Source organism: Acidiferrimicrobium sp. IK, from assembly GCF_025499425.1.
Taxonomy (GTDB): Bacteria; Actinomycetota; Acidimicrobiia; order Acidimicrobiales; family Palsa-688; genus Acidiferrimicrobium.
The window spans coordinates 374,542-392,304 of record NZ_JAIMCB010000001.1 but is presented as its reverse complement, the minus strand read 5'-3'; the positions used below and the strand labels follow the sequence as shown (position 1 = coordinate 392,304).

Annotated in this window: 16 protein-coding genes and 1 pseudogene; 14 read left to right on the top strand and 3 right to left on the bottom strand. The window is 75.5% G+C overall.

Annotated elements, in window-relative coordinates:
• Positions 1-24 precede the first annotated feature (24 nt).
• A complete protein-coding gene (locus tag K6U06_RS01895) occupies positions 25-189 on the bottom strand; it encodes a hypothetical protein (RefSeq protein ID WP_262320188.1) in 165 nt (54 codons plus the stop codon).
• 142 nt (positions 190-331) lie between these two features.
• On the opposite strand from K6U06_RS01895, the gene K6U06_RS01890 reads away from it, so the two are divergent.
• Positions 332-1,258 carry a polysaccharide pyruvyl transferase family protein gene (locus K6U06_RS01890; RefSeq protein ID WP_262320187.1) on the top strand — a complete coding sequence of 309 codons (927 nt, stop codon included), beginning with the start codon at positions 332-334 and terminating at the stop codon, positions 1,256-1,258.
• A gap of 50 nt (positions 1,259-1,308) precedes the next feature.
• A complete protein-coding gene (locus tag K6U06_RS01885; protein ID WP_262320186.1) occupies positions 1,309-2,202 on the top strand; it encodes a glycosyltransferase family 2 protein in 894 nt (297 codons plus the stop codon).
• 74 nt (positions 2,203-2,276) lie between these two features.
• On the opposite strand, the gene K6U06_RS01880 is transcribed toward K6U06_RS01885, so the two are convergent.
• Complete coding sequence (locus K6U06_RS01880) at positions 2,277-3,134, bottom strand: glycosyltransferase family 2 protein (RefSeq protein ID WP_262320185.1); 858 nt, start codon at positions 3,132-3,134, stop codon at positions 2,277-2,279.
• Between the two features lie 96 nt (positions 3,135-3,230).
• Here K6U06_RS01880 and K6U06_RS01875 point away from each other — a divergent pair, with 96 nt between their 5' ends.
• The 12 genes and pseudogenes from K6U06_RS01875 to K6U06_RS01825 all read left to right on the top strand — a co-directional run bounded on the left by K6U06_RS01875 (position 3,231) and on the right by K6U06_RS01825 (position 16,098).
• Positions 3,231-4,913: a carbamoyltransferase gene (locus tag K6U06_RS01875; protein WP_262320184.1), complete on the top strand. Its 1,683-nt coding sequence runs from the start codon at positions 3,231-3,233 to the stop codon at positions 4,911-4,913.
• Complete coding sequence (locus K6U06_RS01870) at positions 4,910-6,541, top strand: HAD-IIIA family hydrolase (protein WP_262320183.1); 1,632 nt, start codon at positions 4,910-4,912, stop codon at positions 6,539-6,541. The genes K6U06_RS01875 and K6U06_RS01870 overlap by 4 nt, the downstream gene beginning before the upstream one ends.
• The gene (locus K6U06_RS01865) at positions 6,535-7,572 is read left to right on the top strand and encodes a glycosyltransferase family 9 protein (RefSeq protein WP_410050950.1); all 1,038 of its coding nucleotides are present in this window, start codon (positions 6,535-6,537) and stop codon (positions 7,570-7,572) included. Before K6U06_RS01870 ends, K6U06_RS01865 begins: the two co-directional genes overlap by 7 nt.
• Entirely contained in the window at positions 7,569-8,498 is a 930-nt protein-coding gene (locus tag K6U06_RS01860) for a glycosyltransferase (RefSeq protein WP_262320182.1), read from the top strand. Before K6U06_RS01865 ends, K6U06_RS01860 begins: the two co-directional genes overlap by 4 nt.
• Positions 8,495-9,703 (top strand): glycosyltransferase, encoded by a 1,209-nt coding sequence (locus K6U06_RS01855; protein ID WP_262320181.1) that lies wholly within the window; start codon positions 8,495-8,497, stop codon positions 9,701-9,703. The genes K6U06_RS01860 and K6U06_RS01855 overlap by 4 nt, the downstream gene beginning before the upstream one ends.
• Positions 9,700-11,145: a PfkB family carbohydrate kinase gene (locus tag K6U06_RS01850; RefSeq protein WP_262320180.1), complete on the top strand. Its 1,446-nt coding sequence runs from the start codon at positions 9,700-9,702 to the stop codon at positions 11,143-11,145. The genes K6U06_RS01855 and K6U06_RS01850 overlap by 4 nt, the downstream gene beginning before the upstream one ends.
• A complete protein-coding gene (locus K6U06_RS01845; protein ID WP_262320179.1) occupies positions 11,142-12,161 on the top strand; it encodes a glycosyltransferase family 9 protein in 1,020 nt (339 codons plus the stop codon). Before K6U06_RS01850 ends, K6U06_RS01845 begins: the two co-directional genes overlap by 4 nt.
• Positions 12,158-12,766, top strand: coding sequence for an SIS domain-containing protein (locus K6U06_RS01840; protein ID WP_262320178.1), 609 nt, complete (start codon positions 12,158-12,160; stop codon positions 12,764-12,766). The genes K6U06_RS01845 and K6U06_RS01840 overlap by 4 nt, the downstream gene beginning before the upstream one ends.
• Positions 12,763-12,882: pseudogene (locus tag K6U06_RS24600) on the top strand (methylenetetrahydrofolate reductase C-terminal domain-containing protein); the annotation flags it as partial. The gene K6U06_RS01840 and the pseudogene K6U06_RS24600, both read left to right, overlap by 4 nt.
• Before the next feature lie 6 nt (positions 12,883-12,888).
• Positions 12,889-13,773, top strand: coding sequence for a methylenetetrahydrofolate reductase (locus tag K6U06_RS01835; RefSeq protein ID WP_262320177.1), 885 nt, complete (start codon positions 12,889-12,891; stop codon positions 13,771-13,773).
• The gene (locus K6U06_RS01830) at positions 13,770-14,606 is read left to right on the top strand and encodes a class I SAM-dependent methyltransferase (protein ID WP_262320176.1); all 837 of its coding nucleotides are present in this window, start codon (positions 13,770-13,772) and stop codon (positions 14,604-14,606) included. Before K6U06_RS01835 ends, K6U06_RS01830 begins: the two co-directional genes overlap by 4 nt.
• A gap of 4 nt (positions 14,607-14,610) precedes the next feature.
• On the top strand, positions 14,611-16,098 hold the full coding sequence (locus tag K6U06_RS01825; RefSeq protein ID WP_262320175.1) for an MFS transporter: 1,488 nt from the start codon (positions 14,611-14,613) through the stop codon (positions 16,096-16,098).
• A gap of 57 nt (positions 16,099-16,155) precedes the next feature.
• On the opposite strand, the gene K6U06_RS01820 is transcribed toward K6U06_RS01825, so the two are convergent.
• On the bottom strand, positions 16,156-17,742 hold the full coding sequence (locus K6U06_RS01820) for a phytoene desaturase family protein (RefSeq protein ID WP_262320174.1): 1,587 nt from the start codon (positions 17,740-17,742) through the stop codon (positions 16,156-16,158).
• Positions 17,743-17,763 lie beyond the last annotated feature (21 nt).

The following is a 17,763-nucleotide window of genomic DNA, read 5'->3' as shown; positions in this document are numbered from 1 at the left end:
GCCCGGGCGGTTACCCAGAGGACGTCAGTTGCCGCTGCCCTTCGGGTACGACGCGGGCAGGGTGGTCGTGGCGCCCAGTCCGTTGTTGCCGGTGACGTTGGACTGGTCGTGCGAGCCGCCGCAGGCCGACAGAGCGGACGCCGACACCGCGACGGTGGCGGCGAGCAGGAGCAACTTGGGTCGGTTCATCGTGGACTCTCCTCTGGCCGGTTTGCTCCGACGCCGGGCGGCGGCGGGGGCCGCGCCGGCGACGCGGTCGGGGTGCGGTCATCGGTATGTACCCGCCGGCGGGGGCGGTATGCCGCCCGCTGGGTGGGTACACACCCGGATCGTGGCGACGGGCACGGGCATGCGACGCGGCGGGCTGACGATGGTCGCGGGGTGGTTCAGCTTCGACGACGCGGAGGTGACCGGCGGGGACCTCCTGGCGGCCCGCACCGCCGAGCGGTGGCTACGCGACGCGGGGGTAGACCACCGCGTTGCGATGGCCGCGAACTTCCGCCGGGCGACGGACGTGGCTTGGGCGGAGCTGGACCCCGGCACGGTCAGCCACCTGGTGTTCGTGTGCGGGCCGCTGGCCGGCGGACCGGTAGAGGCCCTCTTCGACCGGTTCGCGGCCGCGACCAGGGTGGCTGCCGGTGTTTCGGTGGTCGACGGGACGGCCCGCCTGGCGCCGGTCGAGCTGGTCGCCCGGGACGGCCCCGGCGTCGCCCGGGCGGACCTGGCGCTCGGCGGCTCGCTGCGAGCGGCTCCCGTGGCGGGGGTCGTCCGCAGCCACGACCAACCCGAATACGGTGACCGCCAGGAGCACGCCGCGGTCCACCGCCATCTCGACCGGCTGCTGCTCGACGCCGACGTGGCGCCGGTACCGCTCGACACCCGCCTCCACCCCGGCGAACCCCACCTGTGCGCCACCCCCGACCAGCTCGTCGCGGCGATGGCCCGCTGCGACGTGATCGTCACCACCCGCCTGCACGGCCTGGTCCTCGGGTTGCGCGCCGGCGTGCCGGTGCTCGCCGTCGACCCGGTCCGGGGCGGCGCCAAGGTCACCGCCCAAGCCCGGGCCTTGGAGTGGCCGGCCGTGGTCGGCGCCGACCAGGCCGGGTCACCGGCTCTCGACGAGGCCCTGGCCTGGTGCTTGACGCCGGAGGCCACAGGCCGGGTGACCCGCTCGATCGCCGCAGGCATGCGGTCGCTGTCCGACTCCAGCGACCGGCTGCTCGCCGCCCTCCGGCCGTCGCTCGGCGGGGAGTGGTGAGCACTCCGAGGGCCGCCGCTTCCGTGGGGGCTGTCGCTTCCGCTGGGCCGGTGAGCGGCGAGGTGACGGTGGTGGTCATCACCCGCGGCCGGCGCCAGGAGCTGGCCGCCGCCTTGACCCGCCTCGAGCAGCTCCCCGAGCGGCCCGGGGTCGTCGTCGTCGACAACGGGTCGTCGGACGGGACCGTCGCGATGGTCCGGCGCGACTTCCCCGCGGTGCGCCTGCTGGCCCTCGGCACCAACCTCGGCGCGGCGGGCCGCAACGCCGGTGCGGCGCTGTGCACCACGCCGTTCGTGGCGTTCTGCGACGACGACACGTGGTGGTCGCCGGGGTCTTTGGACCGCGCCGCGTCGCTGCTGCGGCGTCATCCCCGCATTGCGGTGGTCACCGCGCGGATCGTCGTGGAGCCGAGCGGCGCGACCGATGCCATCAGCGACGAGATGGGCCGCAGCCCCCTCCCCCGCCCTCCGGGCCTTCCCGGCAGCCCGCTGCTGAGCTTCCTCGCCGGGGCGTCGGTCGTTCGCCGGCGGGCGTTCCTCGGGTGCGGTGGGTTCAATCCGCTGCTGGTGATCGGCGGCGAGGAGGAGCTGCTCGGCACCGACCTGGCCGACGCCGGATGGGACATGGCGTACGTGCCCGACATCGAGGTCCACCACCGGGCGTCCACGCAGCGCGATCCCCACCTTCGTCGCCGGCAAGGCATCCGAAACACCCTCTGGTACACGTGGCTGCGTCGGGCGTCGCGGCCTGCCGCGGCGCGGTCTATTTCCCTCCTGGCCGGCCTTCCCAGGGATCGCCACTCCGCCCGGGCCCTCCTCGAAGCTGTAGGCGGCATCGGCTGGGTAGCGGCCAGCCGGCGTGAAGTCGGCGCCGACGTCGAGGCCGGGCTGCGGCTACTCGACGCCGACCACGCCAGATCCGAGGCCCGGAGGTACGTGTCCTGACCGGCCCCCGCCCGGTCGCATCGCCGCCTTGCCGCCTGCTCGCCTCGCCCCCTGCTCGCCTTGCGGCCGGAGGTCTAGCCGACGAACACGTCGGCCAGCCCGGCAGGTACCGGTCGCCGGCGGCTGGCCGCCCAGGGCGCAGACCGCAACGCCCAGAGCGCCTCGCGCCCGTTGGGCCGGTGCGGCCCGGCGGCCATGGCCCGGCGAGCCGCGGCCGCCGGCGGGTAGCGCAGCCAGGCGGTGAGCAGCAGGTTGCGGGCCAGGTGCCGGTTCCGGCTGGCCGCGTGCCGGGCTCGTGACGGGTAGTGGTGCGCGACCACCTCCGGCTCGTAGACAAGCTTCCAGCCGGCGGCCGCCAGGTCCAGCGCCACCATCTCCTCCTCCCCGCCGATCATCAGGTGCGGCTCGAACCCGCCGACGGCGCAGAACGCCCGGGCCCGGACCACCGCACCGCACGCAAGGAAGCCGGTGACCCCCCGCCGCCCGCGACCGCCGGGGCGCAGCGACTCGTCCAGGTCGCCGGCCGCCATCACCGCGGAGGTCGGGTCGAGGCGTTCGTCGGGACCGACGAGCACCCGAGCAGCCAAGAGCCCGAGCGCCGGGTCCTTGTCGAAGCGGGCCGCGGCGAGGCGCAGCGCGCCGGGCGCCCACCACGAGTCGTCGTCGCAGAACGCGATCAGAGGGGTGCGAGCGGCTCTGACCCCGACGGTGCGGGCCGCGGCCCCCAAGTTGGCCGGAAGGGCCAGCACCTCGACACGGCCCCCGAACTCCCGGGCCGCGGCCGGGGTGCCATCCGACGACGCGTTGTCGACCACCACGACCGGAGGCCGCTCGGGCAGATCGCGCAGGCGTTGCAGCGTTCGCAACAGCTCCTCGCGCCGGTCCCGGGTCGCGATCACCACGGTCGTACGGGCATCGGGCTCAGTGGGCACGGGCGCCAGTGAATCATCTGCGGATAACTATCTGTCAGTGGTTTGACTCCCTCCGCGGGGGTACTACTGCGCCACAGCGAACAGAGAAAGGGACGCATGGCGATCGTCCTCGGGATCAACGCAGTGTTTCACGACCCCGCCGCGGCATTGGTGGTCGACGGCCGGACGGTCGCGGCCGCGGAGGAGGAGCGGTTCTCGCGGGTCAAGCACGGCAAGCAAGCGGTGCCGTTCTCGACGTGGGAGCTGCCGGAGCGGGCCGCCGCGTGGTGTTTACGTCAGGCCGGCCTGCGACCGGCCGACGTCGACGCCATCTCCTACTCCTACGACCCCCAGCTGATGCCGGCGACGGGGGTCGCCGAGAACGACGTGACCGCCGCCGACTGGGAGCCCCTGCGGACGCTGTACACCAAGAAGGCCCCGTCGTTCCTGGAGTCGGCGTTCCCCGGTATCGACGGCGCCCGGCTGCGCTACGTGCGCCACCACGTCGCGCACGCCGCGTCGGCCTACCTGGCCGCGCCGTGGCCGGACTCGAGCGTGTTGGTCCTCGACGGGCGCGGCGAGGTCGCTTCCCACCTCGCCGGGCGCTCGGTCGGCGGCGCGCTGGAGGTGTTCCGTTCCCAGCAGCTCCCCCACTCGCTGGGGTTGATGTATGAGGAGCTGACCATGCACCTCGGCTTCGCCCGGTCCTCCGACGAGTACAAGGTCATGGCCATGGCGTCCTACGGGGAGCCGGTGCACCTCCCCGTCCTTCGAGAGCTCATCGTCACCGACGGGGACGGCGGCTTCCGGGTCGGGACCATTCCCTGGTCGGAGCTGGCCGCCCCCCGCCGCGCCGACGGCCCGTGGGGTCCGCAGCACGCCAACCTGGCCAGCAGCGTCCAGCACCGGCTGCAAGAGGTCATCCTCGAGCTGGCGGTCTGGTTGCACGCCCGGACCGGAGACCGCCGCTTGACGATGGCCGGCGGCGTCGCCCTCAACTGCGTCGCCAACTCCTACCTGCTGCGCCACGGGCCCTTCGACGACATCTGGGTGCAGCCCGCCGCCGGCGACGCGGGGACCGCCCTCGGCGGCGCGCTGTACCTGGCCCATCAGATCGGCGACGACGTCCGGCCGATCGAGACCGCCGCGCTCGGCCGCGGGTGGAACGACGACGAGCTGGAAGCGTGGCTGCTGGAGGCCGACCAGCCCTACGAGCGACCGGCGGACCTCGCCGGTGCGGTGGCCGACGTGCTCGCCTCGGAGGGCATCGTCGCTTGGTTCCAGGGACGCAGCGAGTACGGCCCGCGGGCCCTCGGCCACCGCAGCCTTCTGGCCAGCCCCCGCCGCCCCGAGACCCTGACCCGCCTCAACACGGTGAAGGGTCGGGAGCAGTTCCGGCCGGTGGCGCCGATGGTGACCCTGGAACGGGCGGCGGAGATCTTCGACGGCCCGTTCCCGAGCCCCTACATGCTCTTCACCCACCACGTCCGCCCGCAGTGGCGAGACGACGTCGCCGCCGCGGTGCACGTCGACGGCTCCGCCCGGGTGCAGACCGTCGACGCCGCCACCGAGCCGCTGGTGCACCGGCTGCTCGAGGCGTTCGAGTCCCGCACCGGGGTCCCGGTCCTCATCAACACCAGCCTCAACACCGCCGGCCGCCCGATGGTCGACGACCCCCGCGACGCTCTGGAGTGCTTCGGGTCGGCGCCGGTGGACCTGCTCGTGCTCGGTCCGTTCATCGTCCGGCGGGCTCGGCGCAGCGCCGGGTCCGAACCCGACCGGCGGGTCGTGGTGGCGTGAGCCGCTCCACGCCGCCCGGCTGCGCCACGATCGTGGTGCCCACGGTGGGACGCCCGTCGCTGGGCGCGTTGCTCTCCGTTCTGCTCGGCGGCTCGGCGCCGGCGCCGGCGCCGCCGGTGGTCGTCGTCGACGACCGGCCCGCCGGCCAACGGGGCCGGCTCCAGGTGGGGCCGGCGGGGGCTGGCGTCGCCGCCGGCCGGCTCCAGGTGCTGCGCTCCGGCGGGCGGGGCCCGGCCGCGGCCCGCAACGTCGGGTGGCGCTACGCCACCACCCCTTGGGTTGCGTTCCTCGACGACGACGTGCTCCCGACCCCCGGATGGCTCGAAGCGCTTCACTGCGACCTTCAACGGGTCCCGTGGCAGGCCGCCGCGTCGCAGGGCCAGGTGCGGGTGCCGTTGCCCCCCGACCGGCGCCCGACGGACTGGGAGCGCAACGTCGCAGGCCTGGAAGGCGCCCGGTGGATCACCGCCGACATGGCGTACCGCAGGGAGGTCCTCGAGGAAGTCGGCGGCTTCGACGAACGCTTCCCCCGCGCCTACCGGGAGGACGCCGACCTCGGTCTGCGGGTGACGCGCGCCGGGTACCTGATCTTGCAAGGCGACAGGGTCTGCGAGCACCCGGCCCGGCCGGCGGGTCCGATGGTCAGCGTCCGGTTGCAGCGAGGCAACCGCGACGACGCCTTGATGCGAGCGGTCCACGGGCCCGGGTGGCGCAGCGCGGCGGGAGCGGGCGACGCCCGCAACGGACGGCACGCAGCGACCACCGCAGCGGGCGCCGCGGCGGTGCTGGCCGCGGCGGCCGGCCGGCGCCGGTTGGCGGCCATCGCCGGCGCCGGGTGGGCGGCGGCGTGGGCCAGGTTTTGCGCGCAGCGCGTCGCTCCCGGCCCTCGCGACCCCCGGGAGGTCATGACCATGGCGGTGACCTCGGCGCTCATCCCCCCGGCCGCCACCGCCCATCTCGCCGCCGGGTGGGCGGCGGTGCCAGGCCTCCTCGCGGACCGTTCCCGCGCCCCGCTCGGCATGACCCGCAGCCCGCTGGCGCTCGAGCCGCCATCGATCTTGCGTCGTTACCGGCACCGGGCCCGCCACCCGCGAGCCGACATCGGATGGACGCCCGAGGCGGTCCTCTTCGACCGGGACGGCACCTTGATCGTCGACGTGCCAGGCAACACCGACCCGGCCCGCGTCGCGTTGATGCCAGGGGCCCGGGTGGCGCTGCGCCGGGCCCGCGACGCCGGGCTGCGGGTCGGCGTGGTCACCAACCAGGCGGCGGTCGGCCGCGGCCGGGTCTGCCTCGAGCAGGTCGAGGCGATCAACCGTCGGGTCGAAGAGCTGCTCGGCCCGATCGACACGTGGCAGATCTGCCCGCACCGGCCCGAGGACCGGTGCCGTTGCCGCAAACCGGCCCCCGGGATGGTCGTCGCGGCGGCGACGTCTCTCGGCGTGGCCCCCGAGGCGTGCGCGGTGGTGGGTGATATCGGATCCGACGTGGGCGCGGCTCGGGCCGCGGGGGCCCGCTCGGTGCTGGTCCCGACCCGGGCCACCCGCAGCGAGGAGATCGCCGCTGCCGCCGCGGTCGCCCCGACGGTCCTGGCCGCGGTGGACCTGATCCTGGCAGGCATGTGTTGAGCGGGGTGCTGGTCGCAAGGATGGACAGCGTCGGTGACGTGTTGCTCACCGGCCCGCTGGTCAGGGCGTGCGCCGCTGCGGCCGGGCCGGTGACGATGCTCTGCAGCCCGACGGGGGCGCCGGCCGCGGAGCTGCTGCCCGGCGTCGGGCAGGTCGTCGTCGGCCGGGCGCCGTGGATCGAGGCCGACCCGGGGCCGGTCGAACGCGGCGCAGTGGAGGCGATCATCGCCGCCGCCGCTGCTTCCGGGGCGGACCGCGCGGTGATCGCCACGTCGTTTCACCAGAGCCCGTTGCCGCTGGCGCTGCTCCTGCGTCTGGCCGGTGTCGAGCGGATCGGCGCGATCAGCGTCGACTACCCCGGCGCTTTGCTCGACGTCCGCCACCGCGTCGACGACGACATCCACGAGGTGGAGCGGTCCCTGTCGCTCGGCGTGGCCATGGGTTTCGCGCTGCCGCCCGGCGACGACGGGCGACTCCGGTTGCGGCCCGACCTGCCGGCGCTGCCCGCCGGCCTGGCCCCCGGCTACGTCGTGGTCCACCCGGGGGCGTCGGTGACCGCCCGGGCGTGGGCTCGCCGCCATCACCGGCAGCTGGTGCGCGAGCTCACCGACGCCGGTGCGTCGGTGGTGGTCACCGGCGCCGCCCCGGAGGCCGCCCTGACCGCCGAGGTGGCCGACGGGCGGGCCCTGGACCTGGGCGGCCGGCTGTCGCTGCCCGAGCTGGCCGCGGTGGTGGCGGGCGCGTCGGCGGTCGTCGTCGCCAACACCGGGCCCGCCCACCTGGCCGCGGCGGTGGGCACCCCGGTGGTCAGCCTCTACGCGCCGACCGTCCCCGCCGTTCGCTGGCGGCCGTGGAAGGTGCCCCACGTGCTTCTCGGCGACCAGGGCGTCGCGTGCGCCGGTTGCCGAGCCCGGGTCTGCCCGGTCCCTGGGCACCCCTGCCTCGACGAGGTGGCGCCCGGCGCGGTCGTCGAGGCCGTCGGCCGGGTCCGGCGCGCCGAGGAGCGACTCCCGTCGGGGGTCGCGCCGTGAGGGTCCTGCTCTGGCACGTTCACGGCTCGTGGACCACCTCCTTTGTGCAGGGACCGCACCGCTACATCCTGCCGGTGCTGCCCGACCGTGGCCCCGACGGTCTGGGCCGGGCCGTGACCTGGGACTGGCCGCCGTCGGTCGTCGAGGCCCCACCGTCACAGCTGCGCGACGAGGAAGTCGACGTCGTGGTGCTGCAACGACCGCAGGAGCTGGGGCTGGTCGCCGACTGGCTGGGGCGTACACCGGGGCGGGACCTGCCGGCGGTCTACCTGGAGCACAACGCGCCCGACGGCCCGGTCGCCGACATGCGCCACCCCCTGGCGGACCGCTCCGACATCCCCGTCGTCCACGTCACCTGGTTCAACCAGATGTTCTGGGACACCGGCGCAGCGCCCTCGAGGGTGATCGAGCACGGCGTCGTCGACCCCGGGGCCCGCTACACCGGGGAGCTGGCCCGGGCCGCGGCGGTGATCAACGACCCGATGCGCCGAGGCCGGGTCACCGGCACCGACCTGGTGAGCGCGGCGCGCGCCGAGGTCGGCGTCGACCTCTTCGGCATGCGCAGCGAACCGCTCGACGGCGTCGACCTCCCCCAGCACCGGCTCCACGACGAGATGGCCCGGCGGCGGGTGTACTTCCACCCGAACCGCTGGACGTCGCTCGGTTTGAGCCTGATCGAAGCCATGCACCTCGGCATGCCGGTGGTGGCCTTGTCGACGACCGAGGCGGCCGAGGTCATCCCGAGCGAGGCGGGGGTGATCACCAACCGCCTGCCCGCACTGGTGGAAGGCCTGCGCCGCTTGGTCAACGACCCCGACGAGGCCGCCGCGGTCGGGCGCCAGGCACGGCAGGTCGCGTTGGAGCGGTTCGGCCTGGCCAGGTTCCTGGCCGACTGGGACCGCCAGCTCCTGGAGGTGACTACATGAGGATCGCGATGGTGTCCGAGCACGCCAGCCCCCTCGCCGCGCTCGGCGGGGCCGACGCCGGCGGCCAGAACGTCCACGTCGGGGCGCTGGCCCAGGCGCTGGCCGCTCAGGGCCACCGGGTGGTGGTCCACACCCGCCGCGACGACCCCGACATCAGCGAGTGGGTCACCACCCCGTCGGGAGTGTTGGTCCATCACGTCGCCGCCGGCCCCGCCCGCCGGCTGGCCAAAGACGAGCTGCTTCCGTGGATGGGCGACTTCGCGGCCGTGCTCGGCGAGGTATGGGAGCGGAACCGCCCCGACATCGTCCACGCCCACTTCTGGATGTCGGGTCTGGCGTCGCGCCAGGCGGCCACCGCCGTCGGGGTGCCTGTCGTCCAGACCTTCCACGCGCTCGGCTCGGTGAAGCGGCGCTACCAGGGCGACGCCGACACCAGCCCGCCGCAGCGAGTCGGGCTGGAGGCGCAGCTGGTCGACGAGGTCGACCACGTCATCGCCACCTGCGCCGACGAGGTCGCCGAGCTGGAGCTGCTCGGCGCGGACACCCGCCGGGTGTCGATCGTGCCCTGCGGCGTCGACCTGGCCCAGTTCCGCCCCGACGGGCCGCGCTGGCCGAGAGGTCGCCGCCCTCGCCTGGCCGTCGTCGGACGCCTCGTCGAACGCAAAGGCGTGGCCGATGTCGTCGCCGCGATGGCAGACGTGCCCGACGCGGAGCTGGTCGTCGCCGGCGGCCCGCCCCGCCCCGCTCTCGGCGCCGACGCCGAGGTGGCCCGCCTACGGTTGGTCGCCGACGCCAACGGAGTGCCAGACCGGGTCCGGTTCCTCGGGCAGGTCGGACGCCGGGACATGCCGGCGCTGCTACGGTCGTGCGACGCGGTGGTGTGCGTGCCCCGCTACGAGCCGTTCGGGATCGTGCCGCTAGAAGCCATGGCCTGCGGTGTTCCGGTGGTGGCGTCCGCGGTCGGGGGCTTGAAGGAGTCGGTCGTCGACGGGGGCACCGGCGTCCTGGTGCCCGCCGGGGACGTCGGGGCGCTCGCCGGCGCGCTGCGGACGCTGATCGCCGACCCGGCGCTGCGCCGGGGCATGGGCCGAGCCGGCGTGGCCCGGGCCCGTCACCGCTACGGATGGCCGGGGATCGCCCGGTCCACCACCGACGTGTACCGCCAGGTGATGTCGGCGCGCTCGACCCCGGCCGGGTCCAGGTGACCGGCCGGCGTCTCGTCGTGGTCGGCGACGCGCTCCTCGACCGCGACGTCGAGGGGACCGTCGGGCGGATCAGCCCCGACGCTCCGGTACCGGTGCTCGAGGAGTCGGCGGTGACCGTCCGCCCCGGCGGGGCAGCGCTGGCGGCGCTGATCGCAGCCGGCGACGGCCACCCGGTCACGTTGGTGACCGCGCTGGGAGAGGGGGCCGCGGGAGCGGAGGTGCGCCGGATGCTGGCGGCCGCCGGCGTCGAGGTGCTCGCCGCCCGGGCGGAGGCGCCCACCCCCGAGAAGATCCGCTACCGCGCCGGGGGCCACCCGCTGCTACGGCTCGACCGGGGCGGGCCGAGCGCGCCGTCGGGGCCGCTACCCGCCGGCGCCGTGGCGGCGCTCGAAGCCGCGGGCGCGGTCCTCGTCTCCGACTACGGGCGGGGCGTCGCCGGGCGCGGCGACGTCCGCGCCGCGCTCGCCCGCCGCCGACTCCCGACGGTCTGGGATCCCCATCCCCGGGGAGCCGTACCGGTGGCGGGGATGGCGGCGGTGACACCCAACCGCGCCGAGTTGGAGCACGCCGTCCCCGACTCCGAGGCCGGCCCCGGCGGCGACCCGCTGCTCGCGGTGGCCGTCCGGGCCCGGGCCGCTCGGTCCCGTTGGCAGGCCCAGGCGGTAGCCGCGACGCTGGGCGAGGACGGCGCTTTGCTCGTGAGCGGCGACGGCCCGCCGATGGTGGTGCCGGCCCGGCCCCAAAGCGGCGACCCGTGCGGGGCCGGTGACCGGTTCGCGTCGGCGGTCGCCGCCGGGCTGCTCCAGGGGGCGCTGCTGAGCGAGGCGGTGACCGCCGCGGTGGACGCCGCCGGCCGCTTCGTGGCCGCCGGCGGCGCGGCCGCGATGTCCCAGCCCGCCGGCCAAACCGGGCAGCCGACAGCGGCCGACGGGGCACGGAAGCCGCCAACCGGGCTCGTCGCGGGCGTAGCTCCGGGCGGCGCTGCGCCGACGGATCCGGCCGGCATGGCCGCCGCGGTGCGCGACGCCGGGGGGCGCGTCGTCGTGGCGGGCGGCTGCTTCGACCTGCTCCACGCCGGGCACGTCTCGTTGCTCCAAGCGGCCCGGCGGCTCGGTGACTGCCTGATCGTCGCCGTCAACTCCGACGCCTCGGTCCGCCGCCTCAAAGGGCGCGGGCGGCCGGTGGTCCGGGAAGCCGACCGGGTGGCGATGCTGCAGGCGCTCAGCTGCGTCGAGGGGGTGGTGGTCTTCGACGACGACTCGCCGATTCCGACCCTGAGGGCGCTGCGCCCCCACCTGTTCGCCAAGGGCGGCGACTACTCCAACCGGCGTCTCCCCGAGGAGGACGTCCTAGCCGAGTGGGGCGGGCAGGTAGTGATCCTCCCCTACCTGTCGGGCCGGTCGACCACCGGGCTGCTGGATCTGACCGCGACCGGCCGATGAGCGCCGGGAACCGTCTCGGTGAGGTCCCGCCGGTTCGCCTGGTGGTGCTGCGAGCGTTGAACCTGGGTGACATCCTCACCGGTCTGCCGGCCCTCCGGGCGCTGCGCCGGGCCTTCCCGCTCCACCACATGACCGTCGCCGCGCCCAGCGCGTACGGGTCGCTGCTGCGCCGCGAGGTCGGCATCGACGATCTGTCCGACAGCCACGAACTGGCTCCCCTCGACCCGGCCCTGGCCGGCCCGGACGTGGCCGTCGACCTGCACGGCCGGGGGCCGGGCAGCCAGCCGCTCCTGCTCGCGCTGTCCCCCCGACGGCTGGTGGCCTTCGCCCACCCCGACATCCCCGACACGGCTGGCATGCCCGAGTGGCGCCCGGGGGAGCATGAGGTGGTGCGCTGGTGCCGTCTGCTGCAGGAGTGCGCCATCCCTGCGTCGCCGGACCGCCTCGAGCTGGGACCGGCGCCCGTCACCGCCCCGGCCTGCGCGCGGGACGCGACGGTGATCCACCCCGGGGCGGCGGCGCCTGCCCGGCGGTGGCCGCCCCGGCGGTGGGCTGAGGTGGTACGCGCCGAGGTCGGCGCCGGCCGGCGGGTGGTCCTGACCGGCTCCGCCGGCGAGGCCGCCGTGGCCGCCACCATCGCGGCCGCCGCCCCCGGAGCCGCGGTCTGCAACCTCGCTGGGCGCACCGACCTCGACGAGTTGATCGCGGTGGTCCGATCCGCCGGGCGGGTCATCAGCGGCGACACCGGCGTCGCCCACCTGGCGTTCGCCACCGCCACCCCGTCGGTCACCCTCTACGGCCCGGTGCCGCCCGCCGAGTGGGGACCGCCGCCGGGACGGCCCTGGCACGTGGCCCTCTGGAAGGGGCAGCGGGGCGACCCGCACGCCTCGCGCCTCGATCCCGGGCTGGCGGCCATCACCGCCGGTGACGTGATCACAGCCGGACGCCTGCTCGACGCCCGGCTCGCCTCCTCGTCCCGCCCGTCCCCCACCGTCACCTCCGGAGCCGCCCCATGACCGTCGCCCGCTCGCATCTCGATGCCCTGCGCAGCGCTTTGGACACATTCGAGGATGTAGGCACCCGCCGGGTCGAAGCGTGGGGCGCCCGCCTGGCTGCGCGCCTGAGCGCCGGCGCCCGGTTGCTCACCGTCGGCAACGGTGGCAGCGCAGCCCACGCCGAACACCTCGCCTCGGAAATGGTCGGCCGCTACTTCGAGGACCGCCCGCCGTTCAGCGCCATCGCGCTGCACGTCGACGGCTCCGCGGTCAGCGCCTTGGTCAACGACTACGGCGTCGAGGAGATGTTCACCCGCCAGGTCCGGGCCCACGGACGGGCCGGCGACGTGCTGGTGGCGTTCTCGACGTCGGGCCGCAGCCCCAACGTGGTGGCCGCGGCGTCCGCCGCCACCGGCCGGGGCATGGAAGTGTGGTCCCTCACCGGCGGCCTGCCCAACCCGTTGGCGGAGGCCAGCACCGAGGTCCTGGCCGTCCCCGCCCCCCGCACCGCCACCGTGCAGGAGGTCCACCAAGTCGCCATCCACCTGCTCTGCGCCGCGTTCGACCGGGCCCTGCTCGACGGGCCGGTCGGCGCGGGGTCCCGGGCCCGCCGGCTGGTGCCGTGAACGACACCAGCGGGCACCCAACTCCGGTGGCCGCCTGCCCGAAGACGATGGCCTACGGGCCCTGCGGTGGGGTCAGGCCGGACGGGGGATGCGAGGTCGATCCGGCGTTTCCCTGCCCGTTTGTGACCTCGCCGCTGCGGTCGTGGGCCGGTGCCCGCCGGCCTGGTCCGCCCGTCGCGGCGGCGACCCCTACGGTCGTCACCGACCTCCACGTGCAACCGCGCAGCACCGGTTCACTGCAGGCGGTCACCGCGACGCTCCGCGGCTCGTGCGACGCAGTGCTCGTCGGGGATCACGGCGGCGCCCGCAATGACTTCCCGCCCTCCCACATGGCCCTCCTGCTGCGCGACGCCGGCGTCGGAGCGTGGGTCACCCTGTCATGCCGGGACCGTAACCGGGTGGCGCTCGCCGCGGAGCTCGCGGCGCTGGCCGACGTCGGCGTCGTCGGGGTCCACTGCGTTACCGGCGACTGGCAGGGCCTGGCCGGGGCGAGCGGGGAGCGCAAGGTGTTCGACCTGGAATGCCTGTACCTGATCGACCAGGCCCGCAGCGCCGGGCTGCTCGTATCGGTGGCGGGCACCCCGGCCGCGCCGCCCGTCGAGCTGCGCCCCCGGCGGCTGGCGGAGAAGGTGGCGGCCGGCGCCCAGGTCTGCTTCGTCAACCACTGCGGCGGCCCGGGGCCGGTCCGCCGCTACATCGAAGCGGCCCACGAGGCCGGGGCGGCGGTTCCCTTCATCGCCTGCGTCGCGGTGACCGGCGACCGCGGGTCGCTGACGTCGCTAGCCCGCCTGCCCGGCATCGTCTTGGACCAAGCCGCGGAGCGCGAAGCCCAAAGCGACGCGTCGGGGACCGTAGACGTCGCGGTCGCGGCGGCCGCCCGCATGCTCGACGTCGAGGGTGTCGCCGGGGTCAACCTGTCGGGCGCGGCGTCGAGCGCGTCGTACGGCGCGTCGGCGGCGATCATGGCCGCGGTCGGCGCCCGGCTGCTCGGCCGGTCGGTCGCGTGACGGACCGGGAGGAGGGCTTCTCGGCGGCCGGCGGCCAAGACGCTGTCGACGAGTTCGACACCGTCGCCGGGTGGACCGCCGCGGTGTTGGCGTCGAAGCCCCCGGCGGCGCGAGTCCCGGGCGCGTGCCGCGGCAGCGGCGACCCGGCGGCGCTGGATTGGCTGGCGGCCAGGCTCGGCGTGTCGCCGGCTGCGGCGGTCCTCGACGCTGGCGGCGGGATCGGCGGCCCGGCCGCCTGGATGGCGCAGCGAAGCGGCGCCCGCCCGACCGTCCTCGAGCCGAGGCCCGGCGCCGCCCGCTGGTGCCGGCGCCTCTTCGGGCTGGCGGCGGTGGCCGGGTCAGCGGAGGACCCCCCCTTCGCGGCGCGATCGTTCCACGCCGCGTGGGCGCTGGCGGTGCTCTCCACCGCCCGCGACCAGGACCGCTTCTTGGCCGGCGTCGGTCGGGTCCTGCGCCCCGGGGGGAGCCTCGGCGTGCTCGAGTACGTCGCCGAGCACCCGGTCCCCGACCCGCCCAGCGGTAACCGGTTCGTGTCGGAGGCGGAGCTGACCGCCATGCTCGAACGCCACGGCTTCCAGGTCGGCGAGCTCACCGATACCAGCCACCTGCCCGACGACAGGCACCGGAGCGACGCGGCCCACCCGGGCGACGCCGGCGGAGGGCAGCCGTCGGCCGGGTGGCATGAGCTGGCGGCGCAGACCAAGGACGAGGTCGCGGCCGTGCACCGGGGATCGGAGATCCTCGCCGCGGCCGACGCTCAGGAGCGCCGCTTCGCCGACCTGCTAGCCGACGGGACCCTGGTGCAGATAGCCCTCATCGCCACGAAACACTGATCCGATGCCGTCGCCGCCCGATACCGCCCGTTTGCGCGCCGCGCCGCTCGCCAGCAGCTACCCGACCAAGGTGGCGCTGGTGCTGTGCGCCCTCTGCCCGTTCATCGTCGCGACCACCGCGGTCACCTTGATGCAGAACTCCCTCCTCAAGGACCTGCACGCCACGCCGACCGGGTTGCAGCTCGCCGGCGGGTTGGCCAACGCGGCGTACGCGTTCGGGGCGGTCCTCGCCGTGGCCCTCCTCAAGCGCTTCCCGCCCCGGCCCCTGTTCCTCGCCTACGAGGCGGTGTTCGTCGCCGGGTCGGTGGTGGTGGCGCTGGCCGGCGACGCACCGGTCTTCACCGCCGGCAGGGTGGTGCAGGGTTTCGCCACCGGGCTGCTGCTGGTCGCCGCGCTCCCGCCGCTCGTCACCGCCTTCGGTCCCGAACGGCTCCCCGTCACCGTCGCCGTGGTCGACATCGGCCTGTTCGGGGCGACGACGGTCGGCCCGCTCGTAGGGGGGATCGCCGGCGCCCACGACGCGTGGCGGACGGTGTTCTGGGTCCTCGCGGCCGTCGGCGCCGCGGCCGGGGTGCTCGGCGTGGTGTCGGTCCGTCAGGGGGAGGCGCTCGACCCCGACGGCCCGCTCGACACCGGAGCCGTCGGCCTGGCCGCGCTGGCCACCGCCCTCCCGTTCTTCGGCTCGTCGGAGCTGACCTCCCACCCGCTGCTCAGCTGGTGGACGCTGCCGCCCCTCGCGGTCGGGCTGCTCGTGCTGGTCGGTCTCATCGTCGTCGAGTACCGGCGCTCCGACGCCCTCACGCCGGTGAGGCTGCTCGCCCACACCTTTCCCGTCACCGGGATCCTGGCGGCGATGGTGACCGGCGCCGCGGCGGTCGCGTTGCTGGAGCTGGCCGAGAACTACCTGGTCCAAGGCCGCCACACCGGTGTCCTCACCGCCGGCCTGCTGTTTTGGCCGCAGGTGGTAGGCGTAGCGATCGCAGCCGCAGCGTTCAGCGCGGTGCTGCGCCGGCGGGTCCTGCGGGGGTTGATCATCGTCGGGACGCTGGTGCTCTGCGCCGGCGCCGTCGGCGTCGGGCTGGTCGGGACCCGCACCGGTCACCCGGCGATCCTGTTGGTCTCCGCGGCGATCGGGTTCGGGGCCGGGGCGACGGTGTCACCGGGCCTGTTCCTGGCGGCGCTCTCCTTGCCGTCCCGCCAGCTCGGGCCGACGTTCGCTCTGGTGGAGCTGCTGCGCTCCGAGGCCGCGTTCTTGGTGGCGCCGGTGCTCCTGCACGTAGCGGAGGAACACGGGCGGGGGTTGGCGCAGCTGGCCCATGGGACGGCCGTGGGCGGCTGGGTCGTCCTCGGGTTGCTCCTGGCCGGGTCCGGCGCCAGCGCGGTGTTGTGGCGGGCCGGGGGCGCCCGCAGCCAGGTCCCCGACCTGGCGCGGTGGCTGGAGGACGGCCAGGAGGCGCTGGACTCGCCTCCCGTCGCCGACCGGGTCCGCTGACCGGCCGGGCGCCCGGGGCTGCCTAGCCGGCCCCGGGCGTTCGACGCCCCGGCGAGCTCAGCGCCGGGACGGTCGCAGCATGCGGGTGCGGTGGTGGGCGATCGCCGCCCTCGCCGCGTTGGAGCCGCAGGCTCCGTGCACGCCGCCGCCGGGGTGCGCCGACGACGACGCCAGGTACAAGCCGTCGACGAAGGTGGTGGGCCGCCCCGACCCGCGGGTCGGTCGGAACACCAGCTGCTGGTGGAGTTGCGCGGTGCCGCCGTTGATGGCGCCGCCGTCCAGGTTGGCGTCGAGTCCGGGGAGGGTGGCGGGGGTCAGGATGTGGCGGGCGAGTATCCGCTGGCGGAACCCGGGGGCCAGCTCCTCGACGCGGGCCTCCATTCGCTCAGCCATGGCCGCCTCGTCTCCGCGGTCCCACCGGCCGGTGACCTGGCCCCGCTCGTCGCGCCCGATGGTGCGGGGGACGTGGGTGTAGGCCCAAGCGGTCTCGGTGCCGGGCGGCATCCTCGTCGGGTCGGTCATGCTCTGCTGACCGACGAGCAGGAACGGCCGGCCCGGGACGGTGCCCGTCGACAGGTCGGCCGACCAGCGGGTCAGGTCGTCGACGCTGTCGGCGACGTGGACCGTGCCCGCCCGGCGGGCGTCGGGCGCGCTCCACGGGATCGGCCCGGACAGCGCCCAGTCGACCTTCACTGTGCCGGCGTCCCACTGGAACCGGCGCAGGCCGGCCGTCACCGCGTCCGGCAGCTCCGCCTCGTCGAGCAGCGAGCCGTACAGGTGCGGCGCGGCCACGTCGGCCAGCACCGCGCGACGGGCGGCTATCTGCGCCCCGCCGGCGGTGCGCACACCGACCGCTCGTCCGTTGACGACGCGCACAGCGGTGACCGGCTCGCCGCAGCGCAGCTGCCCGCCGGCCGCGTGCAGCCTGCGGACCAGCGCTGCGGCCAGCGCGCCGGCGCCTCCCTCGGGCACCGGGAACCCGACGTCTTGCGCCAGGGCGCAGAGAAGCCAGCCAAACAGCCCGCTGCCGGCGGTCTCCGGGGCGAGGTCGGTGTGCAACGCGTTGCCGGCGAGGAGCAGCCGTCCCCCCTCGCCGCGGAAGTGCTCCTCGCCGAGACGGCGGGCGGGGACGACCGCCAGCCAGGCCAGGTCGAGCAGGCCCCCGGCCCGGCCCTTGGCGGCCAGCGCAGCCCCGGCCCGCAGCGGCGGGAACGGCCCCAACAGCGCGTCGAGCAGGTCCCGGCCGTAACGGTCATAGACCGCCATCAGGGACCTCCAGCCGTCGCCGTCGCCGGGGCGGTACGCATCGAGGCTGCGGGCGGTGACGTCGAGGTCGGGGGCGATCACCGCGCAGTTGCCGTCGGGGGTCGGGTGGGCCAACGCCACGGGAGCTCGTCGCCACACCAGCCCGTGGTCCTCGAGACTGAGACGCTTGATGGCCGGGGACGCCGCGGCCAGCGGGTAGAACGCCGAGAACACGTCGTGGTGGAACCCGGGCAAGGTCAGCTCCGCGGTGCGCACCGCGCCGCCCGGCACCGGCTGCGCCTCGACGACGACCACGTCCCAGCCTGCGTCGGCGAGGACGATCGCCGCGACCAGCCCGTTGGGGCCGGCGCCGACCACCACGGCGTCGGCGCTCGTCACCGCTGCCTCATCGCGGTCCGG

What these genes read in the sequence shown, in the direction of transcription:
- K6U06_RS01895 (WP_262320188.1), bottom strand. Translation starts at nt 189, where the DNA reads ATGAACCGACCCAAGTTGCTCCTGCTCGCCGCCACCGTCGCGGTGTCG.
- K6U06_RS01875 (WP_262320184.1), top strand. Translation starts at nt 3,231, where the DNA reads ATGGCGATCGTCCTCGGGATCAACGCAGTGTTTCACGACCCCGCCGCG.
- K6U06_RS01855 (WP_262320181.1), top strand. Translation starts at nt 8,495, where the DNA reads ATGAGGATCGCGATGGTGTCCGAGCACGCCAGCCCCCTCGCCGCGCTC.
- K6U06_RS01845 (WP_262320179.1), top strand. Translation starts at nt 11,142, where the DNA reads ATGAGCGCCGGGAACCGTCTCGGTGAGGTCCCGCCGGTTCGCCTGGTG.
- K6U06_RS01840 (WP_262320178.1), top strand. Translation starts at nt 12,158, where the DNA reads ATGACCGTCGCCCGCTCGCATCTCGATGCCCTGCGCAGCGCTTTGGAC.
- K6U06_RS01825 (WP_262320175.1), top strand. Translation starts at nt 14,611, where the DNA reads ATGCCGTCGCCGCCCGATACCGCCCGTTTGCGCGCCGCGCCGCTCGCC.